The organism is Sorangium sp. So ce1153, assembly GCF_051521595.1.
Taxonomy (GTDB): domain Bacteria; phylum Myxococcota_A; class Polyangia; order Polyangiales; family Polyangiaceae; genus Sorangium.
Window position 1 is genome coordinate 5,242,981 of record NZ_CP150361.1, and the last position, 19,910, is coordinate 5,262,890.

Below are 19,910 nucleotides of genomic sequence, written 5' to 3' on the forward strand. Positions count from 1 at the left end.
CTGCCGACCACGCGGTTCATTCCGGATTCGATCCCGATATTTCCACAAAAACTGCGGGATAAACGCGCGAGTCCCGCGTAGACCTCACCGAGCGTCGAGGCTAAGACGCCGGCGATGCATCCGTCCGAGCAGCCTGCGGCCAGGAAGAAGCTGACGCCGGTGATGCGCCAGTACGAGGAGGCGAAGGCGCTCCACCCTGACGCGATCCTCTTCTTCCGGATGGGCGATTTCTACGAGATGTTCAACGACGACGCCGTCCTCGTGGCGCGCTCGCTGAACCTGACGCTCACGAGCCGCAACAAGGGCGAGCCCGACGAGGTCCCGATGGCCGGCGTCCCGCACCACGCGGCGCACGGGTACATCGCGCGGCTCCTCGCGCTCGGCCACAAGGTGGCGATCTGCGAGCAGTGCGGAGATCCGTCGAAGATCAAGGGGCTCGTGCCGCGGCAGGTGGTGCGCGTCGTCACGCCGGGGCTCGTGACCGACTCCGAGCAGCTCGACGCGCGCGCCAACCACTACCTGGCGGCCGTCGACGGCGGCGGCGTCCCCCGCGGGGACGACGGCGCGGCGGGCGGACCGTACGGCCTGTCGCTGCTCGATCTCTCGACGGGCGAGCTCTCGGCCACCTCCATCCCGGACGCCGCGACGCTGCTCGCGGAGCTCGCCCGGGCCGATCCGCGCGAGGCGCTGATCGCCCGGGATCTGCCGGACGTCCGCGCCGCGGCGACCTCGCTCGCCTGCCGCGCGGCGCTGCGCGACGACGACGACCTCGACAGCGCGCAGATCGCGTCGATCCTCGACGACGCCGCGCTCGAGCCGATCTCGGCGGCGGCGCTGGAGGAGCACCCGCTCCCGGCGGTGCGCGCGGCGGCGCGGGCGCTGCGCTTCGCGCGCCGCTGCAGCCCCGGCGCGCGCATCCCGGTGCGCCGCATCGCCCCGCACGACACCTCGGGCACGCTGCGCATCGACGAGACGGCCCAGTCGCACCTGGAGCTCGCGCGCGCCGCGGACGGGGGCCGCCGCGGCACGCTGCTCGACGTCATCGACTGCACGGTCACCCCCGGCGGCGCCCGGCTGCTGCGCCGGCGCCTGCTCACGCCGCTCGCGGACGTGGCGGCCATCCGCCGGCGCCTCGACGAGGTGGAGCTCTTCGTCTCGCACCCGCGCGCCCGGGGCGAGCTGCGCGAGGCGCTCGGCGGCGTCGGCGACCTCGAGCGCCTCAGCGTCCGCGCGCTCCTCGGCGAGGCGACGCCGCGCGACCTCGGCTGCCTGCGCGACGGCCTCACCGCGGCCCCGGCGGCGATCGCCGCGATCCGGTCGATCCCCGACATGTCGGAGCCGCTGATCGCCGAGGCGGCGGCGCTGGATGTCGTCGCCGACGCGCGCGCCGAGCTGACCGCCGCGCTGGTCGAGCGGCCGCCGCCGAACACGCGCGAGGGCGGCGTCTTCCGCGAGGGCTACGACAAGGAGCTCGACGAGGCGCGCGCCGTCGAGAAGAACGCGACGGAGCTCATCCTCGCGCTCGAGGCCAAGCTGCGCTCGCAGACGGGCGCGCCGTCGCTCCGGGTCAAGTACACGCGCGTGTTCGGCTGGTACATCGAGGTGACGCGCGCGCACATCGCCAAGGTCCCGGAGAGCTTCCGCCGCAAGCAGACCGTCGCGACCGGCGAGCGCTACACGAGCGACGAGCTCGACGAGCTGGCCGACAAGATCGAGCACGCCGGGGCGCGCGCGCTGGAGCGGGAGACGGCGCTGTTCGAGCGCCTGCGGGCCGCCGTCGCGAAGAGCGAGGGCCGGCTCCGCGCGCTCGCGCGCAAGCTCGCGGCGTGGGACGTCGCCGCCGCGCTCGCCGACGTCGCCCACCGCAACGACTACGTGAGGCCGCACGTCACCTCGGGCGAGGCGATCGCGATCCGCGACGGCCGCCACCCGGTGGTCGAGCGCTTCGCGGCCGCCGGGCACTTCGTGCCGAACGACACCCGCCTCGACCTCTCGGGCGAGCGGCTCTGGCTGATCACGGGCCCCAACATGGCGGGCAAGTCGACGCTCATGCGCCAGGTCGCGCTGATCGTGGTCCTCGCGCAGATGGGCAGCTACGTGCCCGCGCGCGAGGCGGAGATCGGCCTCGTCGACCGGATCCTCTCGCGGGTGGGCGCGAGCGACAACGTCGCGCGCGGCGAGAGCACGTTCATGGTGGAGATGCGGGAGACGGCCGAGATCCTCCGCGACGCGACGCGGAGATCGCTCGTGATCCTCGACGAGATCGGCCGGGGCACGAGCACGTACGACGGCCTCGCGATCGCCTGGGCGGTGGCCGAGCACCTGTTCGACGCGATCGGCTGCCGCGCCCTGTTCGCGACGCACTACCACGAGCTGACGGAGCTCTCGGCGCGCTCGCCGGGCATCGCGAACTACTCGGTCGCCGCGCGCGAGCACGGCGACGACGTGATCTTCCTCCACAAGCTCGAGGCGGGCCCCGCGAGCCGCAGCTACGGCGTCGCCGTCGCGCGCCTCGCGGGCGTCCCCGAGGGCGTGCTCGCGCGCGCCCGCGCCATCCTCGCGACGCTGGAGTCGGGCGCCGCGCTGCCGGGCGGCAAGCACGCGTCGCTGCGCGGCCGCACGCGCGCGGGCGCCGCGCAGCTCGACCTGTTCGCCCCGGCGCAGGCGGCGGTGCCGCCGGAGCAGACGGCCGTCATCGAGACCCTGCGCACGGTGGACGTCGACCGGCTCGCGCCCCTCGACGCGCTGAAGCTCGTCGTGAAGCTGAAGGGGCTGCTCGGCGGCGGCGGCGGCGGCGGCGGCGCCAGCGCGCGGTGAGACGCGGTGACAGACACAGGTGACCGCGGCGTCACCCGCGCGCCGGCTCAGTCCGGCGCCGCGATCTCCCGCAGCTCGGTGCCGCCCGCGTACGCGTAGCTCACGAACGAGTCGAACCCGGTGACGAGCAGCCCCACCGGCGCCGACGCCGCGATCCGGTGCACGCCGTCGCGCTGCCTCCCGGGCAGCACGTTGTCCGGCGCCTGCTTCTCCGGATCGATCGCCGCGAAGCTGAGCTGGCACCGGTAGACGACGAGCGGCGGCGCGCCGCCGCCGCCGCGCTGCTCGTCCGTGAGCCCGTCCGCGGGCGCGATCTCGCACTCCTCGGGCCCGAGCGTCACGCCGTCGAGCTGCACGACGGCGGACGGCGGCGCGATCACGGAGATGAAGTCGAACGCGTACTTGTCCGGCGTCAGGAACACGTAGTCCTGCCGGAACTGCTCGACGGGCGGCAGGATGATCAGGCTCGGATCTCCGCCCGGCAGCCCTTGCTTGACCCCGGTCGCGTTCTGGCTCGCCATGATCTGCGACACGGCGACCGGCTCGGAGCTCTCGATCAGGAAGTCGCCCCACGCCGTCACCTCGTGGAACTGGCCCAGCGACGTCAGCGCGATCCGGTCGTCCGGCGGCGGCAGCGTCGTCGTGATCTCGGCGCCCTTGCCGGTCACGGCCATGATCCTGACGTACTCCGGCTCGGGCACGACCTCGATCTGCGCGCCGGCCTGCTTCGCCGTCTGCGACCGGTTCGGGGTGTGCGGCACGGCGAACCGCTTGCCGGTCGCCCGGATCGGGTCGAGCTGGTCCTCCAGGTGGTCGGCGCAGCAGCGCCGGTCCGCGAGCTTGCTGAAGTGCGGCGCGTCCGACGCCTCGCCGCCGGTGAAGACCGCGATCGGCTGATCGGCCTTCACGACCGAGCCGGTGAAGTCCGCGTTGAACCCGCCGGTCTCCAGGTTGAGCACGTCGAACGCGCCGATCTTGAGCTCGATCGACCCGCCAGCCGGCGTCTCCGGGACCGGTCCGCCGCCGACGACCCGCGCCGTCGTCCGCACCTGCACCGTCGTGTCGTCGCGCGTGCCCACGATGGTCAGGAACGCCCGGAGATCGGTCGGGTTCAGCGGGTCGAAGTTCGTGTCCGGATCGTCGGTGCTCGCGATGGTCTGCGGCCACCCGGACACGACGTACGCGGTCGACAGGGTGCCCGGGTTGTACGTCAGCGCCTCCCGCGGCTTGAGGAGCGAGGCGTCGTTGGAGAACACGTTGACGTTCTCCAGCGGGTTGAACTGATACGCGACCACGGGAAACTTCGACGTGATCTTGTACGCGTGGCGCGTGAGCGCCGTGTGCGTGCCCGTGTTGTACTCCCCCTCGGGGCTGCCATCGACCTCGCGCGGCCCGAGCTTGAACACATGGAGGTTGAGCGGCGCGATGAGCACCCTCCCGACCTCCACGAGCGCGGGCGGATCGCCGGGCGCGCCGTCGTCCTGGAAGACGTGGACCTCGTTCGGAACGTCGGGCTGGGGGTTCGAGATCACGACCGCGAACTGCTGCGCCGCCGCGTTGCTCGTCGCGTCGATCCGCGCGTTGTCCAGATCGACCGCCCAGTACTCGCACCCCACGTTGCTCCGCTCGACCTCGGCGACGGCGCAGAGCGGGAGGCAGCTCCCGCCCCGGCACGCCTCGCCGGCGACCACGTCGCACGCGTCGAGCACGCCGCCGAAGCTGCCGTCCGGCTCGCAGGCCACGACTTCCTGACCGCGGCACGACGACGTGCCGGGCACGCACTGCCTGCAGCCGAGCTCCACCGACGCGCACACGAGGCCCTGGGCGGCGCAGTCGTCGATCGTCACCCAGGCGAGCCCGGCCGCCGTCTCCTCGCACCGCACGAGCTCCGCGCCGCACCGGGTCGCGCCGGCCGCGCAGGGCGGCTCGGGCGGCGGCGCCTCGGGGATGTCGCCCCACCGGCTGCCGCTGTCGAAGCAGCTCGGCGCGAGCGAGAGCCACGCGGCCGCGGCGGTGAGGGCCGCGGCCGCTGCAGAGCGCCGGGCGCGGCGGCCGGGCCGGCGAGCGCGCGTCGTGTGGAGCGGCTTCTTCATCACAGGTGCGCGCTGAAGCTGTCGAGGGCGTAGGCCGTCATCCCTTGCGGCTTGAGCTGCCGGTAGACGAGCTTGCCGTAGTCGAAGCCGTCGATCCGCGCCCCGTACACCCCGATGGTGAGCGGTCCCGGCGGCAGCGCGCCGTGCTCGACCCCGAGCTGCCGGATGTCCGGCACCTCGACGGCGTGCGATCCCGCCGGCACGGCCACGGTCCACCGGATGAGCCCGTTGCCGCTCGCGATGTCGTAGACGCTGAGGTCGACCGGCGCGCCCGCGCTGAACGACGTCGCGAGGTGCGCGCCGTCCCACGCGGTGCTCGGCGCCGGCGCCTCCAGGGTCGGCACCCCCACGAAATCGCCGATGCGCACCGGCTCGCTCGTGGTGGTCGAGAGGACCCGCCCGACGACGGACAGCGGCGCGAGCCCGGCCTGGCCGGTGACCGCGCGCGCCGAGGAGTGGTAGCGCGCGCCGAGCAGGTCGCGGTTGAGCGGCGGGACGCCCACGAACATCAGCCGGCCGTCGAACGGGATGAGCGGGCTCTGGGCGCCGACGGGGAGCGTGGCGAACCCGTCATTGCCGATCATCAGCGACACGTTCGCCTGGATGCGATCCGGCCCCTTCGGCCCCTTCGCGGGCGCGGCGACGTCCATCGCCAGCGCGTGATCGAGCGGCTGGTTCATCCGCACGAACACGTCCTCCGTTACCTTGCCCGGGAGCAGCGGGATCCCGCGGACGACGCCCATAGCGTACGCCGTGAACCGAGGCGGGCTCGGCGTTCGATCCTCGATGCCCGCCAGCGCGTAGATCGAGCGGTTGCCTGGCGCGAGGTACATCGTGAACCCGTGCCCGAGCTCGCCCGGCGTCTCCGGGGTGATCGCCTGGATCGCGGGCGGCAGCTGGAAGGTCGCGAGCGGATCGCCCCCGGTCGTGAACACGTACGCGACCCGGCGCTCGGTCTCGCGCTGCGGGTTCGGGACGTTGCCCCACACGCCGGCGCCGGGGTCCAGCGACTGGTCCCAGACGAGCTCGCCGTAGAGCACGCCGGCGGTGCCCACCTTGCCGCCGACCGGGGGAGGCGGATCGCCCGAGACGCCGCACGCGGGCGTGAGCACCGGATCCAGGTACACGGTCACCGTGTCGACCGGCACGTCGACGAACGAGATCGGGCTGTGGCACGTCGCGGCGACGGTGACGGTCCGCGGGGCGTCGAGCGAAGCGTCGTTGAACACGGCGACGCCGGACGCGTCCACCTCGCCGGTGAGCGCGGCGGTCATGCTGCTGCCCACGACGACGCGCGCCCCCGGGATCGGGTCGCCGGTGAAGTTGTTGTAGACGAGGACCTTGAGCTGGCCGGCGAGGGGCGCGCCGCTGAGGCCGCCCTTGTAGCCGTTCGCGCTGTCCTCGTAGGTGTAGCCGTCCAGCACGAGGATCGTCTCGTCGCCGGTCGTCACCGAGATCGTCTTCGCGCCCGGCGTGCCCTGGGGCACCGTGCAGAGGAGCCGGGTCGGCCCCTCGACCGCGAGCGACGTGCACGGCTTCTGATCGACCCTGGCGACGGTCGTGGCGTCCCACTGCGTGCCCTGTCCGATGAGCTCGACGGTCGTCCCGCCGGAGATCGGCCCGCTCGACGGGGACGCGTAGAGCGCGTCGTAGACGTAGCCGCCGGGCAGCGCCCTCCGGGTCGATTCGTCGTCGCCGTTCTGGACCGTGAGCTCGACCGGGCCTGCCGCGCCGGGCGGCGCCACCACCTGGACCCGGCTGGGATCGACGGGCACGATCGCCGACGGCTCGACCTCGACGTCGCCGAACCAGACGCGGACCTTGGAGCTGAAGCCGTTTCCGTGGAGGAGGACGCGCTGGCCGCCGTTGAACGGGCCGTGCGTCGGGTCGGCGCCGAGCAGGGCGTGCGGGTCGGCGCTCGGTAGCCCGGCGCTGGTGGACGACGACGTGGTCTGCGGGTCCACCCCGAAGTCGCCGCCGTCGCCTCCGTCGTCGGTCTGCCGGCGGATGCCCTCCGGCGCCGAGGCGATGCAGGCGGACACGACCGCGAGGCCCGCGCAGATCGGGGCCAAGCGTGCTTTAAGAAAGGCGGTTCGCACGATGGGGAGTGTACGTCATCGCGGATGCCGGCACACGGCGCGGCCCCGAGCGCGGCGCTCCCGCCGCGCTCGGGCGCTCCCGCCTTGCGCGGCGCGTCTCTCCGGGGCGGTCCCTGGGCGGCCTCGGGGCGGCCTCGGGACGATCGAGCGCCTCGAACCCAGGGCGAATCTGGGCAGAAATCGCGGGAACAGCGACCGACAACGCGGCGCCGCGTCCGCTTGACAAGCGAGGCGCACCGGGGTAGCAAACCGCCCCCTTCCAGCGGTCTCGTGACGAGGGGGACAGCGGAGGTTGAATCCTCGCCTTCGCCGTCGCTGCGACTGAATCCACACGCTCTCCTGGCACCCACGGCATTTCGCGGCCCGGTGCCCCATCGACGCGGACGCTCCTGTCCGCGCATGGGGTTGGTCGCGAGAGGGGGAGCGGCGGACCAACCGAAAGGACACTGCCGTGACTGATACAAGCTTCTCCGCATCCGCTCCCGCGGCCGACACCATGCAGGCCGTTGCCCCCCAGCCGGGGGATTTCCCGCTCCCGCTGCGCTCGCTGCTCGACGCGGGCGTGCACTTCGGCCACCAGACGAAGCGCTGGAACCCGAAGATGCGGCCGTTCATCTACGGCGCGCGCAACGGCATCCACATCATCGACCTCGACCAGACGACGCGGCTCTTCAAGCGCGCGTACGACTTCCTGACCGACGCTGTCGGCCGCGGCGGCCACGTGCTCTTCGTCGGCACGAAGCGCCAGGCGCAGGACATCGTGCAGGAGGAGGCCCGGCGCGCGGGCATGTACTTCGTCACGAACCGCTGGCTCGGCGGCACGCTGACGAACTTCCGCACGATCAAGCAGGGCCTCGATCGCCTGCGCACCCTCGAGCGCATGAAGGAGGACGGGACCTACGAGCAGCTGCTCAAGAAGGAGGTCGTCCGCCTCGAGAAGGAGCGCGAGCGCCTCGAGAAGTACCTGGGCGGCCTCAAAGGCATGGGCGGGCTCCCGGCGGCGATCTTCGTGATCGATCCGCACCAGGAGTCGATCGCGATCAGCGAGGCGCGCAAGCTGAACGTCCCGGTCGTGGCCATCACGGACACGAACTGCGACCCGGATCTCGTCGACTTCGTGATCCCGGGCAACGACGACGCCATCCGCTCGATCCGGCTGATCACGGCCCGCGTCGCGGACGCGTGCGTCGAGGGCGCGCAGCGCCGCAAGGATCACAGCGAGGGCGCGCACGGCTCGCAGCCGCCGGCCGGCGGCGGTCGCGGCCAGCGCGACGAGATCAACGTGTACCAGGGCGGCCGCGGCGGCCGCGGCGGCGGTCCGCGCCAGCAGCAGCCGTCCTAGCGGCGGCGCGAGCCGCACCGGAGCGGCTCGGCGCCCGGGCAGCGGGGCGATGAGGTCACCTCCCGCCTGGGTCCGGTGGACCGCGGGGCGCAGAGGGCGCAGGGACAGAAATGCAAATTTCACCGCTCTGCGCCCTTTGTGCCTCTGCGGCTCGACCGGTGCGGCGCCCGGGCCCACGTGATCACCAGTCTGAAGTGCGATGAAAGGGGCCGCTCGGCGCGGCCTCTCTATCCAGGTTGAAGGAGAATAGAGCCATGGCCGGCATCAATGCTCAGGCGATCAAGGAGCTTCGTGAGCGTACCCAGGCGGGGATGAGCGACTGCAAGAGCGCCCTCACGGAGGCCGAGGGCGACATGGAGAAGGCGGTCGAGATCATCCTCAAGAAGGGTCTCGCGAAGAGCGCCAAGCGGGCCGGCGCGTCCGCCACCGAGGGCGAGGTTCGCGCGGCGGTCGCGGCCGATCGGCGGAGCGCGACGATGGTCGAGGTCAACATCCAGACCGACTTTGCGGCCCGCAACGACGCGTTCCGGCAGTTCGTCGGCGATGTGCTCGCCGCGGCCGAGAAGGCGCCCGAGGGCGCGGACGCGAGCCAGCTCTCGATCGGCGGCAAGTCGGTCGCGGACACCGCGACCGAGCTGACCGCGCGCATCGGCGAGAAGATCGCGGTGCGCCGCTGGGATCGCGTGTCGATCCCGGAGGGCAAGCACGGCGTGGCGCACGCGTACGTGCACCTGGGCGGCAAGATCGGCGTGCTCGTGGCGGTCGAGGCGTCGAGCCAGGCGGTCGCGGAGCACCCCGAGGTGCAGAAGTTCATCGACGAGACGGCGATGCAGGCCGCCGCGATGAGCCCGCTCGTCCTCCGCCGCGACGAGGTCACGGCGGAGCAGAAGGCCAAGCAGCAGGAGATCTTCGAGGGGCAGCTGCGCGAGGATCCGAAGCCGAAGCCGGAGGCGGCGTGGCCGAAGATCATCGAGGGCAAGTTCAACAAGTGGTACTCGGAGGTCGCGCTGCTCGAGCAGGAGTCGGTGGAGGCGGCGTCGCGCGGCGTGTCGGGCCAGACGATCGAGAAGCTGCTCCAGGCGGCGGCGAAGGCGGCCGGCGGCGAGCTCACGCTCACGCGCTTCGTGCGGTACGAGCGCGGCGAGGGCATCGCCAAGAAAGAGGACGACTTCGCCGCCGAGGTGGCGAAGATGGCCGCGAGCTGAAGCGGTCCGATGGGGGGGCGCCTCGCCGCCGTCTCGATCGACCTCGACGAGGTCCCGAACTACTTCGCCCTCCACGGGCTCGCCGTCCCGGAGCGCTCCGGGGCGGCGGGCGCGCTGCACGCCGTCTATGAGAAGGCGCTGCCGCGCGTCGCGGTCTTCGCTGCGTCCCACGGCATCCCAGTCACGCTGTTCGCGATCGGCCGCGATCTCGCGCGCCCGGCGAGCGCGGCGGCGCTGCGCGCGCTGAGCGACGCGAGCCACGCGGTCGAGAACCACTCGTACGGGCACCGCTACGACCTGTCGCGGCTCCCGCGCCCCGATATAGCGCGCGACGTCTTGCTGGGCGCCGAGGCGATCGCGGAGGCGGTCGGGCGGCGTCCGACGGGCTTTCGCGCGCCCGGGTACACGGTGAGCGACGCGCTGTTCGACGTGCTCGACACGATCGGGGTCGAGTTCGACTCCTCGGTGTTCCCTTGCCCGCCGTACTACGCTGCGAAGGCGCTCGCGATGGGGGTGCAGCGCGCGCAGGGGAGGGGATCGGCGGCGATCCTGGACACCCCGCGCGTGCTCGCGGCGCCGCGCCGTCCGTACCGGCCGGGTCGACCGTGGTACCGGCGGGGCGGGCGGCGCTTCGTCGAGCTGCCGATCCAGGTGACGCCCGGGCCGCGGCTGCCGGTCATCGGGGCGAGCGTTGGGCTCGCTGGCGCGGCGGGGGCGCGCTTGCTGGCGCGGGCCTGCGCCGGGGAGGCGCTCGTCAACCTGGAGCTGCACGGGATGGACTTCCTCGACCGGAGCGACGGGCTCGAGGCGCTCGCGCCGTACCAGCCGGAGCTGCGCGTCCCGCTGGCCAGGCGGCTCGAGGCGCTGGGGGCGTTCGTGGAGGAGACGGCGCGGCGGGGCGCGCGGTTCGTGCGGCTGGACGAGGCGGCGAGGGAGCGCGGGCTCATCGCGTGACGAGGGGGCGGCGCGGGCTGGCGGCGCGAATTCCCTGACGAGCATGGTGTCGTCGGGTACCTTCCCGGCGATGGAGTTCGAGCGCCTCCAGGAGCTCTACAACCGCTGCAACCCGGACGAGCCGCTGGCGCCGGGCGATGAGCGCAACGTGGACATCGACGTCCGCGGCGTCCGCGGAGCGCACTGGACGAACAAGCTCGCGCGCCAGATCGAGCTCTCCAGGACGCCTGTCTGCCAGCTCTTCACCGGCCTCCGCGGCACGGGGAAGAGCACCGAGATCCAGCGACTCGAGGTGAGGCTCTCCGATCCGAAGCGGCGTAACCTCCTCACGGTCCTGATCGACGCGGACGATGTTCTCGACCTCACCGTCGAGATCGACATCTCGGACGTGCTCGCGCTCGTCCTGCAGCATACCGAGCGCGCTGTTCTGGCAGCCGAGGGCGGCAACGCGACCGATGCCCTGACGGATGGGCCTCACCGGCGGCTCTGGGCGTGGCTCTCGCGGACCGACGTGGAGATCGGCAAGCTCACCTCCGGCGTCGAGGCGGGAGCGAAGCTGGGCGTCGAGCTCAACTTGAAGACCAACCCGACCGTGCGCCACCGGGTCCGCGAGATCGTGGCCAGGCACCTGTCCACCTTTGTCCGGTTCGTTCACGACGAGCTCCGGGAGCTCGACTGGCGCGCGCGCAAGCTCGGTCGCTCGGGCATCGTGATCCTCTTCGACTCGCTGGAAAAGCTCCGAGGTACAAGCCTCACGTGGAAGCCGGTGCTCGAGAGCGCCGAGCGGATCTTCTCGACCGGCGCGCCCTACCTCCAGCTGCCGGTGCACGTGATTTACACGATCCCGCCGGCGCTCGCGCGCCGCATGGTCGAGCCGCCCGTGGCGTTCCTGCCCATGATCAAGGTCCGGGACGCCGCGGGTACGCTCCACCCCGAGGGCGTCGAGGTCATCACGGAGCTCATGAAGAAGCGCATCGACGAGGCCGCCCTCGAGGAGCTCTTCGGCAAGGCTGCGCTCCGGAATCGCATCCGCGATATCGCGCTGTGGTCGGGTGGATACCCGCGCGAGATCGTGCGGCTGCTCCAGACGCTGCTCGAGCTGGAGACGTTCCCCGTCGACGGGAAGACGCTGGAGCGGGAGCTCCACCGCGCGGGGAATGCGTACCGGAGCATCGTCTATGACAGCGGCGCGATCCCGTGGCTCGCCACGGTGAACCGCACGAAGAGGCTCATCACCAGCAACGAGCAGGAGCGCGAGGCTGCCGACCACCTGCTCCAGAACAACGTCATCCTGCGCTACCTCAACGACGACGAGTGGGTCGACCTCCACCCGTCGGTGGCCGGGATGCAGGAGCTCGCCGGGCCCTTACCTGACACGATGAAGGACGCCGCGGCGGAGAAGGGCGCATGACCGGCGCCGCGGGCGGGGAGCGCTCGCGGCTCTTCCGGGCGCTCGCGCTCTCGCGGCGGTTCCATCTGTACCTCGCGCGGTGCGCGAGCCCTCGCGCGGCGGATCAGCTGGTCGCGGAGCTGCTGCCCGAGCTCCCGCAGCTCGGTCGCACCGGGGTCGGCCTCGTCCGGCTGGAGCCGTACAGCGGGCGGCCCGATGACACGCCGCTCACCGACGGCGAGCTCGCGGAGCGCGTCCTGCTCCCGCTCCTCGACCCGCCCGAGGAGCTTCGCGGCGCGATCCACCTCGTCGACGCGTCGCGCGCGGCCTATGCGGACACGGAGGCGTGGGCGCGGCTCTTCGCGCTCTGGAACGAGAAGCGCAACGTTCTCGGTCCGTCCCGCGGCGAGGTCGTGGTGATGCTGCCGGCCGCGCTCGCGCCCGTGTTCGCGGCTGCGGCGCCGGACGTGTGGTCGATCCGGAGCGGGGAGTACGCCGTCGAGGAGGACCGGAGCGCACGGATAGCCGGCCTGGAAGTTTCGGCGCAGGGATCCATCTCATTTGTGGGTGCTGCCCGTGGGACCTTACCCTCACCGACCGCCACGTTACCGGGGAACGTGAGAGGGCGCGGCGACGATGCGCTGCTGCTCTTGCGTGCCGCCTCGCCGCTGGCGCTGTTCGGCGGCGATTTCGTTGTCAGGCCCTGGATTGACGACCTCCTCGCCGCGCGCTGGGCCGCTGATCCGATGAGCGATCAGATCCAGCAGCGCGGGCTATGGGGCGTTGCGCCGTCCGTTCTGGCGCAACGGGAGCTGCGCCGAGCCGATGACATGCTTGCCGTGCGGTGGTTCCTCGCTGCCGAGGTGCTCCTCGAGGGTCTCCTGGAGCGCGCCGACGCTAACGACACCGAGCTGACCGCCGTCGCGCTTTCGGAACTCGCCATCGCAGTCGCCGCGCAGGATCGCGCGGACGTCGCTGCCGTCCATGGGAATCGGGCGATGTCCCTCGTCGGCGCCGTGCCCGGCGGAGGGAGCGCCTGGACGGCTGTATCGCCCTACGTGACTGCGTGCGTGCTGCGGGCCAACGCGCTCGTGCACTGGTGCCTCGGTCATCTCGATTACGCGGAGCAGCTCGACCAGACGCTCGCCGCCGGGCTCGAGGCGCCGGCAGCGATCTTCCAACGGTTCCTTCGTCCCCTCGTCGCTCGATCGCGCCTTCTACGGCTCGCCGAGCGCGGCCAGATCGCCACGGCGCGAGAGCTGGCCTTCGCGCTGCTCGATTCCGGACCGCACACGGGATCTTCCCAGAATCAGTCTGTGGCAGACCGTGCGATCGCACGCACCATCATCGCGGAGCTCCAGTTTCTCTCCGGCAACCTCGATGCGTCGATTCGGGAGCTTGATCAAGCGCGCGCCGAGGGCACTGCTTGGCCGGAGGAGCACGGGAGCCTCCCTCGCCGCTGCGAGGTCGCCACGGCGCTTGTCGAGATCGCGCGCGGAAACGAGGAGCGAGCCTCGAAGCTCCTCGGGCACCCGAGGAATCCACAGGCTCCCTCGCACTGGAGGGAGCCCGAGCCGGAGGGGGGGATCCGGGCAGAGGCCTTCCACGCGGTGACGTCCGGACTCCTCGCGATGGTCACGGGGGATCCTGGAGGCGCCTGCACGTGGTTCGAGCGCGCGCGCGATCTCATCGCCGACTGGAGTCGCCTTGGCCTGGACCGGCGATCACGCCTGCGCGCGCACTCCGTCGTCGAGCTTCTTCGGACCGCGCTCCTGCCGGACGGTGATCAGACCGTCGCAACAGCGCGCGACCTCACCCGCCAGGCCGAGGCGCTTCTCGGCGACACGGCCGAGGATCACGTGAGCCGCGTGCTCGCCGTGGCGGCGCACCGCGAGCTTGCGCATCGCCTCGCGCGTGTCGGCGCCAGCGATGCCCGCTCGGCTGCGCACCGCGCTGCGGCGCTCGCACAACCCCTCGGCGGCCTCGGTGTGCCAGCGTGGGATGAGCTGCTCCACGCCGCGGAACGATCGCGCTGAGCTTCCCTGCGGGCGACGAGCTCGCCGGGGCGGCCGCCGCCGGCCGGAGGTCAGAGGAGTGGATTGACGCGTTGCGTTGTGCGCGCGTTCCCGGTGCGTCGTGCGCGCGTTCCCGGTGCGTCGTGCGCGCGCTCCCGGTGCGTCGTGCGCGCGCTCCCGGTGCGTCGTGCGCGCGCTCCCGACCGTTGTGCGCGTTCCTGAGGTCCATGGCGCGCGGGGACGACAGGCCTTCCGCACGCCACCCCGCATCGTGCGGCGCGTTCGATCCGACTGTGCGCGCGTCTCGCAGCGCCGTGCGCACCCCTCAGCCCGGTGGTGCGCTGGCTCGACCGGGCTTGGGCGCAGCCCCCCGCCTGTCTCGCGCGCGCCGCGCGCCGTCGTGGCTCCGTCCACCCGGCTTCGCGCCTGATTCGCGCCCCTCCTCGCGCGGACCCGCCGCCGGCTGTGCGTCGTGTCCCCGGGAGCGTGCGCCGCTCAGGCTCGCGTCGTCGCGACGCGATCTTGCCCCGCGATGTGCCCACGTTCCTTTCATTGACGCTCCCCCGTAGCCTCCCCTCTCATGGCCACTTCCAAGACCAAGAAGCCCGCGCCGGCCGCCAGGCCGGCCGAGGTACCGATCGTCTCATCCACCACCATCACCCTCGACGCGCTCGCGAAGGAGCTCGGCCCTGCCGACGGCGCGTTCGCCGAGCGCACGTTCGCGGGGATCGCCGAGGAGGACCTCGTCGCCGAGGGGACGCGCATCGATTCGCAGAGCCTCATCGATGACGTCCCGTACTTCGTCGCCTCCGCGCGGCGCATCCTGGGCTCGCTGTCGGAGAAGCAGCGCGGCAAGCTGCGCATGCCCGCGGCGCTCTTGCCGCTGCTCGTCGCCGAGGCGGCCAGGCTCCAGGCGATGAAGCGGTCGCACGACGCGTCGGCGGTCGAGGCCGCCGGCGCGCGGGTCGCGCTCGAGGCGCAGGCGCGGAGCGCGATGCGCGACGGCATCGGCGAGCGCGACCTCTGCTACGACGGCCTCCGGAACGCGCTCGGCGCCCGCCGCATGGCGCGGGTCGACGCCATCGTGGGGCGCGCGGACTCCCCGGAGAACCTCGCGAAGGGCCTCGAGGCGCTCGCGGCCTTCATCGAGGAGACCCGCAAGGCCGATCCGGTGCAGGACGCGCAGCTCCTCGAGGACTACGACGTCGGCGCCGACTGCGCCGCGACGCTTCAGGCCACCGCGCGCAAGGTGCGCGAGACCGCGAGCGTTCAGATCGCCGCTGGACGGCGCGTGACCCAGCGCGCGCTCGACCTGCAGGACGGCAGGGTCGCGCTGCTGATCGAGAAGGTCCTCCGCGCCTTCAGGGCCGCGCGTCGGGTCGATGGAACCATCCTGGTGCCCGAGCTGAACAGGGCCGCGTGGATGTTCGAGGCCCGCTCCGGCAGCACCGGCAAGAAGGCCCCGCCCGGCGGAGAAAAGCCCGCGCCCGGCGGAGGTGGAACGCCGGGGGACGCACCTCCGGTACAGGGAGAGACGACGCCGATCCTCGGCGCCGACGGCTGATCCCCGTCCCACCGGCCCAGAGGCGGACCGTGGCGCGCGGAGCTAGCGGACCATGGCGCCCGGAGCCACACGCCCCGCCTCCCCGCTTCAGCTCGCGACGAGCCGCCTCGCGACGACCATCCCGAGGACGCCGGCGATCAAGCAGCTGACCAGCGTGATCGAGATGTTGGCGAGCCCCGCCGCCCACGACTTGTAGTGGATGAGCCTGAGCGTCTCGTTGTTGAAGCTCGAGTACGTGGTGAAGCCGCCCATGACGCCGGTGCTCAGGCCGAGGCGGAGCGTCGGCGACAGGAGCTCGGTCGTCGCGGCGATCTCTCCGATGGCGCCGAGCAAGAACGACCCGAGCACGTTGACCGCGAGCGTCCCGTACGGGAAGCCGGCGCCGAAGCGCTCCTCGCACCACATCGACAGCGCGTAGCGGGCGAGGGTGCCCGCCGCGCCGCCGAGACCGATCCAGAACCACCGCTCCATTCGTTTCACTCTATCGCGCGCGTCACGGCCGTTGCGATCCGCGGCAGCTCGCTTGCTTCTGACCCGCCGCTGGCCCAAGGCTCGCCGGGTGAAGCGCCGCTTCAACACGACGGGCCCGTGCCGCCCTGATCTGCACTACATGATCCCTGCCGACAGCCGGCTGCCCGAGGCCCCGGGCCTCGTCGAGCAGATGGGGTACTTCGTCGTCCATGCCCCCCGGCAGACCGGCAAGACCACGGCCCTGCGCGCCGTCGCCCAGCGGCTCACCGCCTCGGGCCGCCACGCGGCGGTCCTCTTCTCCTGCGAGGAGGGCAGCGCCGCCGGCGACGACTACGGCTCCGCGCAGCGCGCCATCCTGCGCGAGCTCACGCGCGCGGCGCAGATCGCGCTGCCGCCCGAGCTCCAGCCGCCACCCTTCTCGCTGGAAGGCCACGAGGGCCTCCTCTCCGCGGCCCTCACCAGCTGGGCGCGCGCCTGCCCGCTTCCGCTCGCCCTCATCTTCGACGAGATCGACTCCTTGCGCGGCCAGAGTCTCCTCAGCGTCCTGCGCCAGCTCCGCGCCGGCTTCCCCAGCCGCCCCGAGCACTTCCCCGCGTCGGTCGTCCTGTGCGGCCTCCGCGACGTGCGCGACTACAAGGCCGCGAGCGGCGGCGACCCCGAGCGCCTCGGCACTGCGAGCCCGTTCAACATCAAGCTCGAGTCCCTCCGGCTCGGCGACTTCTCCGAGGAAGAGCTCCGCGCGCTCTACGCCCAGCACACCGAGGACACCGGCCAGGTCTTCCTCGACGCGGCGCTCGCCCGGGCCTTTGAGGTCACGGCCGGCCAGCCCTGGCTCGTCAACGCGCTCGGCCGTGAGATCGTCGAGAAGATGCCGGTCCCGCCCACCGAGCCCGTCACCCGGGCGCACGTCGAGCAGGCCAAGGAGCGCCTCATCATCGCCCGCGCTACCCACCTCGACTCGCTCGTCAGCAAGCTCGCCGAGCCCCGCGTCCGCCGCGTGCTCGAGCCCATGCTCGCTGGAACGTACGAGGGCGGCGGCGACACCTACGACGACGACGCTTCCTACGTCCGCGATCTCGGCCTCGTGGCCCAGGGCAAGCCGCTGCGCATCGCGAACCCGATCTACCGCGAGGTGATCGCCCGCGTGCTCTCGTCGTCGGCCGAGGAGCGGCTCGACCCCCCGCCCGCGCGCTTCCTCCTGCCCGACGGCCGCCTCGCCTTCCGGCGCCTCCTGCGCGCGTTCGCCGCCTTCTGGCACGAGCACGGCGAGGTGCTCGCCTCCGGGATGCCGTACCCCGAGGTCGCCCCGCAGCTCGTCCTGATGGCCTTCCTCCAGCGCGTGATCAACGTGGGCAACGGCGGCGGCTTCATCGACCGCGAGTACGGCGTCGGCCGCGGGCGCATCGACCTGCTCGTGCGCTTCCCTTATTGCAAGCCCGACGGCTCCCGGGCGGTCCAGCGGCGCGCGCTGGAGCTCAAGGTGTGGCGCAATGGGCAGAAGGACCCGCTGCGCGAGGGCCTCGCCCAGATCGACGACTACCTCGCAGGCCTGCGGCTGCGGCGCGGCACGCTCGTGATCTTCGACGCCCGCGGGCGCCTGGCCCGGAGCGCGCCCCGGTTCGACGAGGCCACGACACCGCGAGGCCGTCGCGTCGCGGTCCTCCGCCTGTAGAGCGCCGCCAGGGGTTCGCCCCTGGCTTCACGAAGAGGGTAGGCCCGAGCAGAGGGCGTTCGTCGCCCCGCGCTCTCGCCCCGGCTACTCCGCCGCCTTCCTGAACTCGATCACCTGCCCGCCGTCGCCCTTGCCGCCGTCCGCCAGCGCCGGCCGGTTCACCCGCGAGACCTGATCCGGCGCCACCCCGGCCGCCGCGATGAACTGGCGCGCCTGCTCGTTGTCGCCGTACGCCAGCTCGTCCGGCGTCCCCGACGCCACGACCCGCCCCTGGATCACGAGGAACGCCTGGTGCGCGATGCGGAACGTGCTCGCCATGTCGTGCGAGATGACCACGCTCGTCACCTTGTAGCGCGCCCGCGTCTCCTCGATGAGGTCGTCGACCATCCGGCTCGTCAGCGGATCGAGCCCGCTCGTCGGCTCGTCGTAGATGAGGATCTCGGGCTCGAGCATCAGCGCGCGCGCCAGGCCCACGCGCTTGCGCTGCCCGCCCGACAGCTCCGACGGCATCCGGTCCTCCTTGTTCTCGAGGCCGAGCGAGTTCAGCATGCCCACGACCTTGTCGCGGATGTCCTTCTTCGACATGTGCTTCCGGTGCTCGCGCAGCGGGAACGCCACGTTGTCGAAGATCGTGAGCGAGTCGAGCAGCGCCGCGTACTGGAACACCATCCCGAACCGCTGGCGCATCCGGTTCATCTCGTAGTCCTGGAGCGCGCCCATATCCACGCTGTCGACCCAGATGTGCCCGCTGGTCGGCCGCTCCAGGCCGATGAGCAGCCGGAGCAGCGTCGTCTTGCCCGCGCCCGACCCGCCGATGATCACCGCCGTCTCGCTCCGCCGGAGGTGCATGGTGATGCCGTGCAGCACCTTCGTCGGCCCGAACGATTTCTTGAGGTCGTCGACGAAGAGGTGATCCCCGGGCTGCCACCCCGGCGGCATCTCGCGCGCCTGCTGCCCCCCATCCGGCGCGGCGGAGGCCCCGTTCTGGGAGGGCTGCCCGTTCTGGGGGGCCTGGCTGGGCGGCCTTCTCGACATCGGCGGCTCACGGTACCACGGAGGGGGCCCCCCGCGGGACGCCGATCCCCTTGCATTGCCGTAAGGCTCAGCACGCGCTTGACGCGGCCGGGCGTGGGACGGAAACGTTGCTCATGACCGACGACATACTCAAGGCAGCCCTCGACACGGCCGAGGCCAAGATCGACAAGGATGGCTGGGCCGAGCTCCCCGAAGGGCGGGTGTTCACGCTCTACGCCGCCCACGAAGGCGTGTCGCTCCCGGTGACCAAGATCGAGGCGGTGTCGAGCGTCGGCGGGCTCCTGAAGGCCCGCAGCACCAAGGGCGAGACCTTCGTGCTCGCGCTGAAGGACGTGTTCGCCATCGCCCTTGACGGCGGCGGCAAGGGAGCGCAGGCCAGGAAGGCCGGCTTCCTGGGCTGATCGCGGCGCATCCCATGGCCAGGTCGCCGAGAGCGGGAGGGGGTCCTGCGGCGCGGTCCGCCGAGCGGGCCGTCGATCTCGCGCTCGCCGAGCTGGAGCGCCGGTTCGGCCTCGGCCGCAGCCTCGCCGCCCCCGGATGGGTGCGCGAGCGGGTCCTCGCCGTCCTCAGCAGCATGGCCGCGCGCCACGGCGTGTCCCCGCTCGCGGCCGCCGAGCGGCTGCACGACGACAGGGAGGCCATCGAGGAGGTCGTGAGCGCGCTCCGCGTCGGCGAGACGCGGTTCTACCGCGATCCGATCATCTGGGAGGCGATCGCCTCCTCGGTGCTGCCCAGGCTCCCGCCCGACCTCCCGATCGCCGGCCTCTCGGCCGGCTGCAGCACCGGCGAAGAGGCCTACACCCTGGGGATGCTCCTCGCCAGCGCCGGCCGCCGCTTCAGCGTGCTCGGCGTCGACCGCGCGGCCCCGGCGATCGAGGCGGCGCGCGAGGCCGTCTATTCCGCCGAGGCCGCCGACCAGCTCCCCCCGGCCATGCTTCAGCGCTATTGTGAGCAGAAGGGCGGAGCGCTGCACGTTTGCCAGAAGCTCCGCGACGTCGTGTCCTTCGAGGTCTGCGATCTGGTCCACGCCGTGCCGAGCGGCGGCTTCCAGATCATCTTTTTCAAGAACGTGCTCCTGTACCTCGCCGAGCCCGCCGGCGACGCGGTGGCCCGCCGCCTCGCGGCCGAGCTCGGCCCGGGCGGGCTGCTCTTCTCGGCCGCGAGCGAGGCGCCGCGGCTCTGCAGCGCGGGCCTCACCCCGGTCAGGGTCAACGCACAGGTCACCGCCTTCCGCGCCCCGGGCTCCTGAGACG

Annotated in this window: 14 protein-coding genes; 10 read left to right on the forward strand and 4 right to left on the reverse strand. The window is 72.3% G+C overall.

Annotated features, from left to right (window positions below; all coding sequences use genetic code 11):
• The first annotated feature begins 114 nt into the window (after positions 1-114).
• Entirely contained in the window at positions 115-2,817 is a 2,703-nt protein-coding gene (mutS, locus tag WME85_RS18675; RefSeq protein WP_437839969.1) for a DNA mismatch repair protein MutS, read from the forward strand.
• Positions 2,818-2,864: 47 nt separating this feature from the next.
• Here the strand turns inward: mutS and WME85_RS18680 are convergent, their stop codons facing one another.
• Positions 2,865-4,910 (reverse strand): IgGFc-binding protein, encoded by a 2,046-nt coding sequence (locus tag WME85_RS18680; RefSeq protein ID WP_437839970.1) that lies wholly within the window; start codon positions 4,908-4,910, stop codon positions 2,865-2,867.
• Positions 4,910-6,982 carry an IPT/TIG domain-containing protein gene (locus WME85_RS18685; RefSeq protein ID WP_437839971.1) on the reverse strand — a complete coding sequence of 691 codons (2,073 nt, stop codon included), beginning with the start codon at positions 6,980-6,982 and terminating at the stop codon, positions 4,910-4,912. The genes WME85_RS18680 and WME85_RS18685 overlap by 1 nt, the downstream gene beginning before the upstream one ends.
• 478 nt (positions 6,983-7,460) lie before the next feature.
• Here WME85_RS18685 and rpsB point away from each other — a divergent pair, with 478 nt between their 5' ends.
• The 6 genes from rpsB (at position 7,461) to WME85_RS18715 (ending at position 15,479) form a co-directional block, all read left to right on the forward strand.
• Positions 7,461-8,351, forward strand: a complete 891-nt coding sequence (rpsB, locus tag WME85_RS18690) for a 30S ribosomal protein S2 (protein ID WP_437839973.1) — start codon at positions 7,461-7,463, stop codon at positions 8,349-8,351.
• A gap of 254 nt (positions 8,352-8,605) precedes the next feature.
• Positions 8,606-9,556, forward strand: a complete 951-nt coding sequence (gene tsf / locus WME85_RS18695) for a translation elongation factor Ts (protein WP_437839975.1) — start codon at positions 8,606-8,608, stop codon at positions 9,554-9,556.
• Positions 9,557-9,565: 9 nt separating this feature from the next.
• Positions 9,566-10,510 carry a polysaccharide deacetylase family protein gene (locus WME85_RS18700; RefSeq protein ID WP_437839976.1) on the forward strand — a complete coding sequence of 315 codons (945 nt, stop codon included), beginning with the start codon at positions 9,566-9,568 and terminating at the stop codon, positions 10,508-10,510.
• A gap of 43 nt (positions 10,511-10,553) precedes the next feature.
• Positions 10,554-11,921 (forward strand): hypothetical protein, encoded by a 1,368-nt coding sequence (locus WME85_RS18705; protein WP_437839978.1) that lies wholly within the window; start codon positions 10,554-10,556, stop codon positions 11,919-11,921.
• A gap of 392 nt (positions 11,922-12,313) precedes the next feature.
• Positions 12,314-13,936: a hypothetical protein gene (locus tag WME85_RS18710; RefSeq protein WP_437839980.1), complete on the forward strand. Its 1,623-nt coding sequence runs from the start codon at positions 12,314-12,316 to the stop codon at positions 13,934-13,936.
• Between the two features lie 559 nt (positions 13,937-14,495).
• Positions 14,496-15,479 carry a hypothetical protein gene (locus WME85_RS18715; protein WP_437839982.1) on the forward strand — a complete coding sequence of 328 codons (984 nt, stop codon included), beginning with the start codon at positions 14,496-14,498 and terminating at the stop codon, positions 15,477-15,479.
• Positions 15,480-15,566: 87 nt separating this feature from the next.
• Here the strand turns inward: WME85_RS18715 and crcB are convergent, their stop codons facing one another.
• Complete coding sequence (gene crcB, locus WME85_RS18720) at positions 15,567-15,950, reverse strand: fluoride efflux transporter CrcB (protein ID WP_437839984.1); 384 nt, start codon at positions 15,948-15,950, stop codon at positions 15,567-15,569.
• Between the two features lie 88 nt (positions 15,951-16,038).
• Here crcB and WME85_RS18725 point away from each other — a divergent pair, with 88 nt between their 5' ends.
• Positions 16,039-17,622 carry an ATP-binding protein gene (locus tag WME85_RS18725; RefSeq protein WP_437839985.1) on the forward strand — a complete coding sequence of 528 codons (1,584 nt, stop codon included), beginning with the start codon at positions 16,039-16,041 and terminating at the stop codon, positions 17,620-17,622.
• 84 nt (positions 17,623-17,706) lie between these two features.
• On the opposite strand, the gene WME85_RS18730 is transcribed toward WME85_RS18725, so the two are convergent.
• On the reverse strand, positions 17,707-18,657 hold the full coding sequence (locus tag WME85_RS18730; RefSeq protein WP_437839986.1) for an ABC transporter ATP-binding protein: 951 nt from the start codon (positions 18,655-18,657) through the stop codon (positions 17,707-17,709).
• 113 nt (positions 18,658-18,770) lie between these two features.
• Here WME85_RS18730 and WME85_RS18735 point away from each other — a divergent pair, with 113 nt between their 5' ends.
• Entirely contained in the window at positions 18,771-19,058 is a 288-nt protein-coding gene (locus tag WME85_RS18735; protein ID WP_437310713.1) for a hypothetical protein, read from the forward strand.
• 14 nt (positions 19,059-19,072) lie between these two features.
• Positions 19,073-19,906: a CheR family methyltransferase gene (locus WME85_RS18740; protein ID WP_437839988.1), complete on the forward strand. Its 834-nt coding sequence runs from the start codon at positions 19,073-19,075 to the stop codon at positions 19,904-19,906.
• Positions 19,907-19,910 lie beyond the last annotated feature (4 nt).

Coding starts and splice junctions, on each gene's coding strand:
- mutS (WP_437839969.1), top strand. CDS start 115: ATGCATCCGTCCGAGCAGCCTGCGGCCAGGAAGAAGCTGACGCCGGTG.
- WME85_RS18680 (WP_437839970.1), bottom strand. CDS start 4,910: ATGAAGAAGCCGCTCCACACGACGCGCGCTCGCCGGCCCGGCCGCCGC.
- tsf (WP_437839975.1), top strand. CDS start 8,606: ATGGCCGGCATCAATGCTCAGGCGATCAAGGAGCTTCGTGAGCGTACC.
- WME85_RS18700 (WP_437839976.1), top strand. CDS start 9,566: ATGGGGGGGCGCCTCGCCGCCGTCTCGATCGACCTCGACGAGGTCCCG.
- WME85_RS18705 (WP_437839978.1), top strand. CDS start 10,554: ATGGTGTCGTCGGGTACCTTCCCGGCGATGGAGTTCGAGCGCCTCCAG.
- WME85_RS18715 (WP_437839982.1), top strand. CDS start 14,496: ATGGCCACTTCCAAGACCAAGAAGCCCGCGCCGGCCGCCAGGCCGGCC.
- crcB (WP_437839984.1), bottom strand. CDS start 15,950: ATGGAGCGGTGGTTCTGGATCGGTCTCGGCGGCGCGGCGGGCACCCTC.
- WME85_RS18730 (WP_437839986.1), bottom strand. CDS start 18,657: ATGTCGAGAAGGCCGCCCAGCCAGGCCCCCCAGAACGGGCAGCCCTCC.
- WME85_RS18735 (WP_437310713.1), top strand. CDS start 18,771: ATGACCGACGACATACTCAAGGCAGCCCTCGACACGGCCGAGGCCAAG.
- WME85_RS18740 (WP_437839988.1), top strand. CDS start 19,073: ATGGCCAGGTCGCCGAGAGCGGGAGGGGGTCCTGCGGCGCGGTCCGCC.